The following is an 11,869-nucleotide window of genomic DNA, read 5'->3' as shown; positions in this document are numbered from 1 at the left end:
GATTTAATGTGTGTTCAGGGAAGCAGAATGAAAAAACAAGTAGGAAAAATCAGTAACAGCCGAAGAGACTTATTAAAAAAAGCGACCGCAATGGCAACCATTGCAGTCGCTGGTACTGTTGTTGGAAATGCTCAGGCGCAAACAAATGGCACACCTGTTAATGCAAGTAAAATAGAGCCTAAATATTTACCTATACCAAAACAGGTTCCTGCAACCGAAGGTGTCTTACCTCTTTCAGGAGGAGCTGGACTTTATTATTGGGACACAGGTGGCGAGGGTCCTGTTATTATTCTCTCACACCCAGGTAGGGGGAGTGCATTAACTTGGCCTTATCAACAACCTGTTTTTGCAAAAGCTGGCTTTAGAACAGTTGCCTACTCTAGGAGAGGTTATTTTGGCTCACCCGCTGGCTCAAAAGATGATACAGGCAATTATGCTGATGATCTTAATGCATTAGTTGAGTTTTTAAGCATAGAGAAATTTCATATTCTGGGTTTGGCCGCAGGAGGCTTCGCCGTTTCGGATTATGTTGTTTCTTACCCTGAAAAACTACTCAGTATGACAATCGTTTGCAGCTTATTCGGCTTATGGGATAAAAATATAGATGAACGGTTAGACTTTATTCTGCCTAAAGCTTTTTCTGACTTGCCGCCCGAATTTAAAGAGCTTGGAGCTTCTTACCGCTGGGCCCACCCTGATGGCGTTAGAGAATGGGTTGAAATGGCCAAAAAATCGAGAGGGGATGGAGTTTGGCATGGGCAAGAAGCTAAGAGTAAAATCACATGGGAAAAAATTAGAAACGCTAATATACCTACCTTTTTTATTACAGGGGGAGCTGATTTATATCAACCGCCTTCTATGATGCGAGCAGCTGCTCGAGAAGTTCCTCATAGTGAAACGCTTATCGTCCCAGAGGCTGGGCATGCTGTTCAGTGGGAACAACCTGAATTATTTAATAATGCCGTGCTCGACTTTATAAAAAAGCATAGTTAAGCATTTTTAGCATATCGTTTGCTGAGTGATATTTAACAAACCAATTCCGGCAGGTGTTAGGCGCCGCTTCAGAGTTTAGCTAGAGGCGGAGACGCCCTGAATAAAGGAAGTTGTATTAAGGAAGATGTAATGAAATATCTAATAACTCTCGTATTATTTTTGTCGATGAACCTAAGCGCTAAAGGAGACGAGCTCTACTATAAAGCCTACGATCAAAAGGGGTTTAAGATGACGATTGAAGAAATAGAAAGAGGCTCAAATTTTTCTATTTTAGAGGTTGATATTATTGATACGGATGCTCAAGGTGCGTTCTCTATAATTGCTGCGGCAACTTCAATTGGAACAGAGCTGGAAAAAAGCCATTTCACTGTGATAAAGGAATATAAAAAGGGCAAGCTTTATTATTACAAAATGTTTTTTACTTCGGATATTAGTAAGGATCCATCGTTGGTATTTCCCAATGAGATGAGCGAAGAGCGGCTAAATACCCATAAGGAAATCGGTTATTTATCGATAGAAGATTTTAAAGCGCCCCCTGCAGGTGAAAAATTAAATGAATAAGGCAAAAAATTCGAACAATCAAATTCAATTTCATTCATCGAGTCTGATTGTTCGAGTTAGCGTCATTCAGCGAATGCTTAATTATTTCCTATCTTCTAAACGGCGAGCTTTGAAGTCAGAATCAGCTTTCCACTTTGGCCAATCACCGTTATTGGCAAGCTTGGCAGCAATATCAACAATCAGTTCAATATCTTGCTCAACGCCACCCATTGACCATTGTGGCGAATAGTCATCTGCTTCTTTATGGTATTTATGAGCAATGTAGTCTGGATCAGTATCACCTAGGCTCATAAACAACAAGCTAGGCACACCTTGTTTAGCTAAAGAGAAGTGGTCTGAGCGGAAAAACAGACCGTTTTGTGGTCTTGGGTCCATTTTGACGTGGCGGCCTTGTGCTTTGGCTGCATCAGCTAGGTAGTCTTCCATTTCAGACATGCCTTTGCCGTATTGTAAAATGTAATCAACGCCATCAAGCACATTCATGCCATCAATGTTTAGTAGTGCCACCATGTGTTTTGTAGGCACAATCTCACCGGTAGCAAACTGCTCAGAGCCAATTAAGCCAGTTTCTTCTGCGGTGAAGTTGGCGAAGATAATAGAGCGTTTAAATGGCTTTTTCTTGTGCATTTCACTAAGAATGCGAGCAATTTCAATTGTCGCTGCGCTCCCAGATGCATTATCAACAGCACCATTGTAAATCTTCAGACCATCATCAGTTTGCTTGGTACCAAAATGATCCCAATGTGCACCAATAACAATGTACTCTTCAGGGGTTTGACTACCAGTGAGTGTAGCAACCACATTATGAGATTTTGCTTGTGAAATATCACTTTTAAGCGTCAGTTCGGCCTTAGCTTTTAAATCAACGGGTCGAAAGTCTGCTTTTAATGCGTTAGCTTTTTCAGTTTGATAATCAAAACCTGCTTGCGCGAATATTTCATTGGCAGCTTGTTCATCAATCCAACCCATAACAGGAACGTCTGAGGCATTTTTATCTTGGTCGATTAAGGTATATTTACTGCCGGTATTAGAGCTTTCTACAACGCCCCAAGGGTAAGCAGCAGGGGCTGTTTCGTGGACGATGAAAACAGCTTTTGCACCTTGACGTGCGCCTTCTTCGTATTTGTAAGTCCAACGACCATAATAGGTCATCGCATTACCAGTGAATAGTGTCTCATCTTGAGTAGCAAAACCTGGATCATTAACAAGTACTATGATTGTTTTGCCTTTGACATCAATATCAGCAAAGTCATTCCAGTTGTATTCTGGCGCTTTAATACCGTAGCCAACAAACACAACATCAGAACCATCGATGTCTATCTCAGGGTTAATTTGCTGCGTACGGGCGGTAAAATCACTACCCGCATTAAAGCTTAAATCACCCACTTTCAATGTCATGTTTTGATCAGGCGTGAGTTTGGCCATAGTAACAGGTTGCAAAAACTCGCCTTTGTAGCTACCTGTAAGGCCAAGCTTTTTGTATTCATTTGCTAGGTAGTTAATTGTTAGTGTTTCGCCTTCAGTGAGTGGTCCACGACCTAAAAATTCATCAGAAGCAAGTGTTTTAATATGTGAACGTACATTATCAATGCTCACAGTTTCATTGTTTATTACGCTTTCACTGGTATTTGATGCAGGCTCTGAGCAGCCCGCTAAACCAATTGCAAAGGCTAGGCTTGCGTATTTTAAGTGGGTTATCATCATTTTGTCTGGTTTATTGAACATATCCTCACTATATTAGCAGGGAGTGAGGCTGTCCACAAAGACGCTTTCAATAACTAATTATTCAGGATAAAGGGGTAGTCATGCACTTTTCATCCTTTCAATTTTACTACTATTGGGCTCTGCATCAATCTTCTTTCCAGAAATGAATCGTTTTAAGATACCTCGTGTTTTCTTAAAGCGAGGTCTTTCAACTTGAGCGCTATTGTGAAACTTGCCGCCTGTTAATTGTGCTGAGTGGCGATTGCTAGCTATGTTAGAAATTTTATATTGCCACTAAAGTTACACTGTTTAGTGTCGTTTTCATGGTTTACATCAAAAGTAAACCATATAGTGCAATTTTTGTTTTTGCGTTACACTGGCTAGGTAATCGGAGGGGTCGATGAAATTATCACAAAGAAAGCGATTAGATATTTTAAATGCTGCAGAAACTCTTTTTTTTCAACAAGGGTTTGAGCATACCAGTATGGATCAGGTAGCGAGTGTAGCTGGGGTTTCGAAGCGAACGGTTTACAACCACTTTGAGAATAAGGATGTGTTGTTTCAGGCTATTTTAGTCTTTATGTTTGAAAAAGTACGTAAAGACAATGCTGTGCTCTTTAATAGCGATAAACCCGTCAATGAGCAGCTTACACAAATAGCCGAACAAGAAGTTGCTTTATTAACTTCTAAGGCGTTTTTAAAAGTAGCAAAAGTTGCCTTTATGCAGATGTTACAGCAACCTGACTTGGCCAAATCACTTGCTAACAATAGTATGGGGTGTATGCAAGATTTAGTGACGTTTTTAGAACAAGCCACGCTTGCTCAAAAACTACAAGTTGAAGATGCAGAGTTTGCAGCTAAACAGTTTGTCTACCAATTAAAGTCATTAATTTTTTATCCGTTACTTTATGGGTTTGAGCAACAAGACAGTAAAGCTAACACAGAGATCATTAGGCAAACGGTTAAAATGTTTTTAGCCCGATACCAAGTTTAAGGACTGCAAATGAAAACAGGGATTGTCGTACTCGGTGCACCTAATGACGCGGATGGCAGCTTATCGGTAATTGCAAAAAGTCGTTGTGATAAAGCATTCGAGGTGTATTTAAATAACCCAGATAGCTATATTTTATGTACTGGGGGGTACGGTAGTTTTAATCTCAGTGCTCACCCACATGGTTATTTAACGCAGCGATATTTAATGAGCTTAGGGGTTGCTGAAAAAGTTTTTTTAGATAATGCACCCAGCCGGTTTACGTTAGAAGATGCGACACTTGCAAAACCTATTTTAGAAGCAGCGGGCATTCAAAAGTTAATTTTAGTCAGTTCAGAGTTTCACATTGAGCGTGTTGGGTATGTTTTTAAGCACGTGTTTCCTTCTATGATTTTGCAGACTGTGTCGGCTATAACGCCCATCTCTGAAGCTGAACTTGTTAAACTATACGCTCATGAGCAGTCTGCAATGCTCAGAGAAGAAGAGAATATTAAGCAACTAAAAAACCGCGAATTATAAAATATCGCGGCTTTTTTAGTTTTATATATTGGCGTATTATTTTACTTCTTTACCAGCTGCTTGTTGGTCAGCATGATAGCTTGAGCGAACAAACGGGCCGCAGGCAGCATGCGTAAAGCCAATCTCATCTGCATAGTCTTTTAAGGCATCAAACTCTGCTGGCGGCACGTAACGCTTTACTGCTAGGTGGTGTTTAGATGGTTGTAGGTATTGACCTACAGTTAGCATATCAACGTTATTTTCGCGAAGGTCGCGTAGCACTTCTTCAATTTCGCTAATTTCTTCACCTAAACCTACCATCAAGCCAGATTTCGTTTTCACATTAGGGTGTGCTTCTTTAAAACGGCGTAATAGCTCTAGTGACCATTTATAGTCAGCCCCTGGACGAGCAAGCTTGTATAAACGCGGTGCAGTCTCTAGGTTATGATTAAATACATCAGGGGGTGTTTCAATTAAGATATCAAGCGCACGGTCCATACGGCCACGGAAATCAGGCACAAGGATTTCAATTGTGATCGCAGGGTTATGCTTGCGAATCTCGCGGATACAATCAGCAAAGTGTTGTGCACCACCATCGCGTAAATCATCACGATCAACTGATGTGATTACAACGTAGCTTAGCTTCATATCTTTGATAGTCAGTGCCAGTTTCTCTGGCTCTGCAGCATCTGGCTTTAATGGACGGCCGTGGGCAACATCACAGAATGGACAGCGACGTGTACAAATTGCACCTAGAATCATAAAGGTCGCAGTACCGTGGTTGAAACATTCAGATAGGTTAGGGCACGATGCTTCTTCACATACTGAGTGTAAACCATGCTTACGCATAGCTTGTTTAATGCCATCAATACGTTCGGTTGATTTTGGTAAGCGAATTTTTAGCCATTCTGGCTTACGCAACATCTCGTTTTTTTCAGTTGGTAAAACTTTAACTGGGATCAGTGCCATTTTCTCTGCATCACGCAGTTTTACGCCTGGTTCCATTTTGACTGGTTTATTCATTCGTTTTCAAACCCTTCAGTGTGCTTAACCACAGTAGCATTAAGCTTTTTAATCATGTGTTTTACAAGCCCTGCACCTGCTTGCTCGAGGTTTTGTGGGCCATTTAGGTCAGTTGTTTGCACCATGTTCATACCTGCATAGCCGCATGGATTGATCCGTAAAAAAGGCGCTAAATCCATGTTTACATTCAGTGCTAAACCGTGAAAAGAGCAGCCGCGACGGACACGAAGACCAAGTGAGGCTACTTTACTATCGTTTACGTAGACACCCGGTGCATCGGCTTTGGCGTAAGCATCAATATCATAATCTTTAAGCGTATCTATAATACACTCTTCTAACCAAGTGACGAGTTCACGCACACCAATATTTAAACGACGTAAATTAAACAGCACGTACATCATTTGTTGGCCTGGTCCGTGATAGGTAACTTGGCCACCACGATCCACTTGAATAACTTCAATATCACCCGTGTTTAGCAAGTGTTCTGCTTTACCAGCTTGGCCTTGTGTAAATACTGGTTCGTGTTCTACTAACCAGATTTCATCCGCGGTATGTTCATCACGAGTATCAGTAAAAGATTGCATTTTTTGCCAAATAGGCATGTAACGCTGACGACCTAACTGACGAACGATTAATTCTCTTTCGCTCACGACTTACTCCGTAATCAGCCTATAGCATATGACGTACGTCATCGATGTTGCTGATCACGTTATAGATTTCTTCAATGTGCTCTTTGCTTGTGACCGTTGCAACAAGCGTTACTGATTCGTAATTACCTTTGCTGCTTGGCTTTACTTTAGGTGCGTAATCACCCGGTGCAATAGGTTGCAGCTTTTCTAAGACTTGATCTGTCAAGTTTACATTTGCTAAGCCCATGATTTTAAATGTAAATGGGCAAGGGAAGTCTAAATACTCATCAAACTTAGTATTTTTAACAGGTTGAACCACGACGGTGACTCCTCAAACAGTGAGTGTGCTTAATAGAGATTTTCTCGGCCATTTCTTGGCGTTAAGCAAACTAGGTTATGACGCACTCGACCCAGCGCGACTGATATGGGGCGCATTCTATCATTTTTCAGGCAAAAAAAAACGCCTTGCGATGCAAGGCGTTTATAATCTTTTATTCGTTATTACATTATTTGTAAACGTAGGTAATCATAAATTTTGCTAAAGAAGCTACCTTCTGCTACTTCCTCTAGTGTAACTAGTGGATATTGCGCGATTTCTTCACCTTCAAGCTGTAAAAATAAAGTACCTACTTTTGTCCCTTTTTCAAGCGGTGCTTCTAAGGTTTTATCAAGCTCAAAGTTTGCTTTTAAATTTTTACGTTGACCACGAGGGATCGTAATCGGTGTATCTTCTAAAATGCCCAAAGATACATTTTCTTTGTTACCCATCCAAATACGTTGCTCAGCGAAGCTATCGCCAGCTTTGTACGGTGTAATTGTTTCGAAAAAGCGAAAGCCGTAGTTAAGTAGTTTTTTACTTTCAACTTTACGTGCGCGCTCACTTTCTGCGCCCATAATTACTGCAATTAAGCGCATATCGTCTTTAGTCGCAGAGCTGACTAAACTATAACCCGCTTCTGATGTGTGGCCTGTTTTGATGCCATCAACATTCATGCTCTCATCCCATAACAATGAGTTACGGTTATATTGTTTAATGCCATTATAAGTGAATGATTTTTTAGCATACACTTCGTATTCATCAGGCACGTCACGAATAAGTGCAGCGCCCAGTGTCGCCATATCGCGTGGAGTTGTGAAATGCTCAGTTGTATCTAAACCGTGGCTGTTGATAAAGTGGCTATTAGTCATACCTAATTTTTCAGCATGAGCATTCATTAAATCAGCAAATGCACTTTCACTGCCAGCAATATGCTCGGCCATTGCCACACAGGCATCGTTACCAGATTGAATGATGATGCCATGGTTAAGGTCATCAACACTGATCTGTTTACCTACTTCGATAAACATTTTTGATGATTCAGGGAAGTTCTTTGCCCACGCTTTTTCACTCACTGTAACCATATCGGTAGGTGATATGTTACCTGCTTTAATTTCAGTACCAATTACATAACTGGTCATCATTTTGGTTAAACTTGCAGGCGCCAATTTGGTATCGGCTTCGCCTTCTGCGATCACTTTACCGGTGGTGAAATCAACCAAGAAGTAACCTTTCGCATTAACTTGAGGTGGGGCAGGGATGATTTGGGCTGTTGCAGAGAAAACGCTAGCAGTGCAAACAAGGCCACAAACGCCACTTAAGATTTTATATTTTATAGATTTCATCATACTCATTAATGGTTAAAGTTAAACATGTCGCGTTAACCTATTCTAAAGGTCTTACTCACTGTAAAGCAAGAACGCGTTCTGAAATTGGTTTTGTTTTAATTTGTTCAAGACAGTGTGTGCTTCAGCAGCATCTTTGATTGGACCGAGTCGCAAACGATAAATTCCGTCTTTTTCAACAATATTTGTTGGTACATGGTATTGCTGACGCAATTGAAACGCGAGAGCTTCGACGTTAGCAAGTGTACTGCCTGCAGCAACCTGTATGTAACTTAAACGTGGGGCAGAATCGGCAAGTGTAATTGCTTCAACCTTAACACGCGCTGTACCTTTTGTGTAATAGCCTAGCTTGTAAGCGGCTGCATAAGACAGGTCAATTAGCCTGTCATCATGAAAAGGGCCGCGGTCATTTACTCGAACGATGACAGATTTACCATTATCTAGATTAGTCACACGGGCAAAACTGGGTAAAGGCAGTGTTTTATGAGCGGCAGACATAGCAAACATATCGTATATTTCGCCGTTAGAGGTGTGATAATTATGAAATTTTCGACCGTACCAAGAGGCAATGCCTTCCTCAGAATAACCGGTTTCATCAAGCATCGGTGTGTAGCGTTTACCAAGCACTTCATAAGGACGACCCGCACTTGCACTTTTTACAACTGGTGTGACGACGGCATCTTGCATTTCAAGCTCTGTAGGTTTACGCAGCGGAGCAGCATCATGTTCCATTGCATACCTGCCTCGTTGTGAAGAGGAGCTACATGCTGTAAGTAACACACACATTAAAACAATAAATAGAAGATTTACTCGGTTTATCATTATTTTAAAAGCATCCTTTTATCGGTAGCGATGGACATAATGATGCCAAATCCGGCCATCAGGGTTACCATCGATGTGCCACCGTAACTAATTAATGGTAAGGGAACACCCACAACAGGAAGTAAGCCCGATACCATGCCAATATTTACAAATACATAAACAAAAAAGGTTAACGTGAGTGCTCCAGCTAGAAGTTTACCAAATGCATCTTGAGCATTAACAGCAATATAGAGTCCGCGACCTATGATAAATAGGTACATGCAAAGCAGTAAGCACACGCCAAAAAGACCAAACTCTTCACTGAGTACTGAAAAAATAAAGTCAGTGTGCCTTTCTGGTAAAAATTCGAGTTGTGATTGTGTACCTTGCAACCAACCTTTTCCTTCTATACCACCAGAACCAATGGCTATTTTTGACTGAATTATGTGGTAGCCAGAACCAAGAGGGTCACTTTCAGGATCTAAAAACGTGAGTACCCGCTGGCGTTGGTAGTCGTGCATTCCATAATGCCAAAATGGCCATGCTGCGAGCGCGATGGTTGCACTAAAAAAACCAATCAAGCGCCAACTTAAACCAGACAAAAACAACACAAAGATGCCAGAACTGGCGATTAAAATCGAGGTACCTAAGTCAGGTTGCTCTTTTATTAAGACGGTTGGTACCATCACGATTGCAAAGCCAATAATCAGGTGGATGACTCTCGGTGGTAAGTGGTTACGCCCGATATACCATGCAACCATCATAGGAACGGCTATTTTCATTAATTCAGACGGTTGAAATCGAGTTACGCCCAAATCAAGCCAACGTTGAGCTCCTTTTGAGCTAACGCCGAATAGCAAAACACCAACCAGCATCAAAAGCCCCACACAGTAAAGGGGTATAACCATGCTTTTTAATGTGTTAGGTGAAAATTGAGCAAGAATAAACATACCTAGCACAGCGCCAAACATGCGAGTTGCATGGCGAACCATCATTGCTGAATCTTGGCCACTGGCGCTGTACACAATAGCAAGACTCGCTACCATCATAGCCATTAGGGCAATGAGCAGTGGTAAATCGAGGTGAAGGCGCTGCCAAATAGAGCGCTTTTTATTTAATGGGATCATAGCGCATCACTTTGAGCTGTTTGAATAGGGTTAGCTGAAAAGTAGTAATCCATTAACTGGCGGGCGATTGGTGCACCAACTGTACTACCACCACCAGTATTTTCTACGACCACAGAAACAACAATCTGCGGGTCATTATAAGGTGCAAAGCCAATATAAATCGCGTTGTCGCGTTGTCGCTCTTTTAATGATTTAGCATCATAACGTTCACCTTGCGCAATACTAACAACTTGCGCAGTTCCCGTTTTACCAGCAGGGTCATAGGTCGCCCCTTTAAATGCTTTATGGGCTGTCCCTGTGACTTTATGCACCGTGTTGTGCATCGCATCAAGTGCAATTTGCCAGTGATGTGGATTTTTAAGTACTACGGGAGGCTTTTCTTCATTATTGATTTGCGTTACTTCGTTTTCTTTTTTGGCTACTTGCACAAGGTGAGGAGGGTGGTCCAAACCACGGTTCACCAAAATGTTAGTTGCATTGGCTATTTGCATCGGAGTGGCGGTCCAATATCCTTGTCCGATACCCACTGAGATTGTATCGCCTCGCCACCACGATTCTCTGAAACGGGCTTCTTTCCATTCTTTGGATGGCATAATTGCCGTTGTTTCTTCATGAATATCAATACCAGAGAGCTCGCCAAAGCCAAACTGAGTCATAAAGTCACTGATTTTAGTGATGCCTAGTCGATAAGCTACATCGTAAAAGTAGGTATCACATGACTCTTCAATGGCTTTGTAAACATCGACATGACCATGGCCCCAACGCCTCCAGTCACGCCATTTGTGCTCAACATTAGGTATTTGAAAAAAGCCGGGATCCCAAATTTGTGTTTGCTCGGTAACCAGCCCTTCTTCCAATGCTAAAATAGCCATGTGCGGCTTCACTGTTGATGCAGGGGCATATCGGCCTTGTGTTGTACGATTTATAAGTGGTCGATCAGGGTTTAGTAATTCTTTGTAATCTTTGCTACTGATACCATGAACAAACAAGTTAGGGTCGTAGCTTGGATTTGAGTATAGCGCCAATACTCCGCCATCTTTGGCATCAAGCACAACAACCGCACCACGCATATCTTTTAAGGCATGCTGGGCAATTTGTTGTAAACCTATATCGAGGGTAAGCACTAAATCATGGCCAGGCTCTGGAGGGGTAAGGCTTAAAGTACGAATTACTCGACCACGGTTATTTACTTCAACACGTTGTGAGCCAACCATGCCATGCAGAAGTTCTTCATAATACTTTTCGATACCCAGCTTACCGATATCATGGGTGGCACGGTAGTTAGTCGCCTGATCCTCCGCTTCGAGTTTTGTAAGCTCTTTTTTATTAAGCTTAGCAACATAACCTAGGGCATGAGTTAATGTGTCACCATATGGGTAGTAGCGAGCTAGGCGAGCTTCAATACTAAACCCTGGGAATTTATGCTGATTTACCGAAAACTTTGCTACTTCGGTTTCATTTAATCGTGATTTGAGTACTTGGCTTTTAAAGCGACGGTTATGCTTTATATCATCTAAAAAGTCAGCTTTTTGTTGTTCACTGATATCGATAATCTGTTGAACAGCTGTGAGCGCTTTATCGAGGTCGTCGACATCTTCAGGGATCACCTCAAGATTGTAAACTGGTTTGTTTTCTGCCAGTAATACTCCATTTCGGTCATAGATAAGGCCACGGTTGGGCGCAATCGGAATGACTTTAATACGATTATCGTTCGAACGAGTTTGGTAATCTTGGTGATCAATGACCTGTATGTTATATAAATTTGATAATAAGACACCAATTAGCAGGGTAACAAACACAAAACCCACAAATGCTCGGCGAGCAAATAAGTTTGCTTCAGCCGAGTGGTCTCGAATCGTGGGTCTGTGTTTTCGCATTGG

The 11,869-nt window shown here is 41.7% G+C and carries 12 protein-coding genes; 4 read left to right on the top strand and 8 right to left on the bottom strand.

Annotation, left to right across the window (positions count from 1 at the left end):
* Positions 1 to 27 precede the first annotated feature (27 nt).
* Both L3V41_RS09680 and L3V41_RS09675 read left to right on the top strand, forming a co-directional pair.
* On the top strand, positions 28 to 993 hold the full coding sequence (locus L3V41_RS09680; RefSeq protein WP_062570637.1) for an alpha/beta hydrolase: 966 nt from the start codon (positions 28 to 30) through the stop codon (positions 991 to 993).
* 129 nt (positions 994 to 1,122) lie between these two features.
* Positions 1,123 to 1,554 (top strand): hypothetical protein, encoded by a 432-nt coding sequence (locus tag L3V41_RS09675; RefSeq protein ID WP_062570638.1) that lies wholly within the window; start codon positions 1,123 to 1,125, stop codon positions 1,552 to 1,554.
* Between the two features lie 81 nt (positions 1,555 to 1,635).
* Here the strand turns inward: L3V41_RS09675 and L3V41_RS09670 are convergent, their stop codons facing one another.
* Positions 1,636 to 3,258, bottom strand: coding sequence for a M28 family metallopeptidase (locus L3V41_RS09670; RefSeq protein ID WP_237127778.1), 1,623 nt, complete (start codon positions 3,256 to 3,258; stop codon positions 1,636 to 1,638).
* Between the two features lie 400 nt (positions 3,259 to 3,658).
* On the opposite strand from L3V41_RS09670, the gene L3V41_RS09665 reads away from it, so the two are divergent.
* Both L3V41_RS09665 and L3V41_RS09660 read left to right on the top strand, forming a co-directional pair.
* The gene (locus tag L3V41_RS09665; RefSeq protein ID WP_193988616.1) at positions 3,659 to 4,252 is read left to right on the top strand and encodes a TetR/AcrR family transcriptional regulator; all 594 of its coding nucleotides are present in this window, start codon (positions 3,659 to 3,661) and stop codon (positions 4,250 to 4,252) included.
* A gap of 9 nt (positions 4,253 to 4,261) precedes the next feature.
* Positions 4,262 to 4,768 (top strand): YdcF family protein, encoded by a 507-nt coding sequence (locus L3V41_RS09660; RefSeq protein WP_062570640.1) that lies wholly within the window; start codon positions 4,262 to 4,264, stop codon positions 4,766 to 4,768.
* Between the two features lie 36 nt (positions 4,769 to 4,804).
* Here the strand turns inward: L3V41_RS09660 and lipA are convergent, their stop codons facing one another.
* The 7 genes from lipA to mrdA all read right to left on the bottom strand — a co-directional run bounded on the left by lipA (position 4,805) and on the right by mrdA (position 11,866).
* Positions 4,805 to 5,770 (bottom strand): lipoyl synthase, encoded by a 966-nt coding sequence (gene lipA / locus L3V41_RS09655; RefSeq protein WP_193988618.1) that lies wholly within the window; start codon positions 5,768 to 5,770, stop codon positions 4,805 to 4,807.
* Positions 5,767 to 6,420 (bottom strand): lipoyl(octanoyl) transferase LipB, encoded by a 654-nt coding sequence (gene lipB, locus L3V41_RS09650; RefSeq protein WP_083515365.1) that lies wholly within the window; start codon positions 6,418 to 6,420, stop codon positions 5,767 to 5,769. The genes lipA and lipB overlap by 4 nt, the downstream gene beginning before the upstream one ends.
* Before the next feature lie 19 nt (positions 6,421 to 6,439).
* Entirely contained in the window at positions 6,440 to 6,718 is a 279-nt protein-coding gene (gene ybeD, locus L3V41_RS09645) for a DUF493 family protein YbeD (RefSeq protein WP_062570642.1), read from the bottom strand.
* Between the two features lie 182 nt (positions 6,719 to 6,900).
* Positions 6,901 to 8,061 (bottom strand): serine hydrolase, encoded by a 1,161-nt coding sequence (locus L3V41_RS09640; protein WP_062570808.1) that lies wholly within the window; start codon positions 8,059 to 8,061, stop codon positions 6,901 to 6,903.
* Between the two features lie 54 nt (positions 8,062 to 8,115).
* Complete coding sequence (locus L3V41_RS09635; RefSeq protein ID WP_062570643.1) at positions 8,116 to 8,883, bottom strand: septal ring lytic transglycosylase RlpA family protein; 768 nt, start codon at positions 8,881 to 8,883, stop codon at positions 8,116 to 8,118.
* The gene (gene rodA, locus L3V41_RS09630; protein ID WP_062570644.1) at positions 8,883 to 9,989 is read right to left on the bottom strand and encodes a rod shape-determining protein RodA; all 1,107 of its coding nucleotides are present in this window, start codon (positions 9,987 to 9,989) and stop codon (positions 8,883 to 8,885) included. Before rodA ends, L3V41_RS09635 begins: the two co-directional genes overlap by 1 nt.
* Positions 9,986 to 11,866, bottom strand: coding sequence for a penicillin-binding protein 2 (gene mrdA, locus L3V41_RS09625; protein WP_237127631.1), 1,881 nt, complete (start codon positions 11,864 to 11,866; stop codon positions 9,986 to 9,988). The genes rodA and mrdA overlap by 4 nt, the downstream gene beginning before the upstream one ends.
* Positions 11,867 to 11,869 lie beyond the last annotated feature (3 nt).

Source organism: Pseudoalteromonas sp. L21 (assembly GCF_021728035.1).
Classification (GTDB): domain Bacteria; phylum Pseudomonadota; class Gammaproteobacteria; order Enterobacterales; family Alteromonadaceae; genus Pseudoalteromonas; species Pseudoalteromonas arabiensis.
Note: the sequence above shows the minus strand (reverse complement) of the source record. Positions and strands in the feature narration are given on the sequence as shown.

What these genes read in the sequence shown, in the direction of transcription:
- mrdA (WP_237127631.1), bottom strand. Translation starts at nt 11,866, where the DNA reads ATGCGAAAACACAGACCCACGATTCGAGACCACTCGGCTGAAGCAAAC.
- L3V41_RS09635 (WP_062570643.1), bottom strand. Translation starts at nt 8,883, where the DNA reads ATGATAAACCGAGTAAATCTTCTATTTATTGTTTTAATGTGTGTGTTA.
- lipA (WP_193988618.1), bottom strand. Translation starts at nt 5,770, where the DNA reads ATGAATAAACCAGTCAAAATGGAACCAGGCGTAAAACTGCGTGATGCA.
- L3V41_RS09660 (WP_062570640.1), top strand. Translation starts at nt 4,262, where the DNA reads ATGAAAACAGGGATTGTCGTACTCGGTGCACCTAATGACGCGGATGGC.
- L3V41_RS09640 (WP_062570808.1), bottom strand. Translation starts at nt 8,061, where the DNA reads ATGAAATCTATAAAATATAAAATCTTAAGTGGCGTTTGTGGCCTTGTT.
- L3V41_RS09680 (WP_062570637.1), top strand. Translation starts at nt 28, where the DNA reads ATGAAAAAACAAGTAGGAAAAATCAGTAACAGCCGAAGAGACTTATTA.
- rodA (WP_062570644.1), bottom strand. Translation starts at nt 9,989, where the DNA reads ATGATCCCATTAAATAAAAAGCGCTCTATTTGGCAGCGCCTTCACCTC.
- L3V41_RS09670 (WP_237127778.1), bottom strand. Translation starts at nt 3,258, where the DNA reads ATGATGATAACCCACTTAAAATACGCAAGCCTAGCCTTTGCAATTGGT.
- L3V41_RS09665 (WP_193988616.1), top strand. Translation starts at nt 3,659, where the DNA reads ATGAAATTATCACAAAGAAAGCGATTAGATATTTTAAATGCTGCAGAA.
- L3V41_RS09675 (WP_062570638.1), top strand. Translation starts at nt 1,123, where the DNA reads ATGAAATATCTAATAACTCTCGTATTATTTTTGTCGATGAACCTAAGC.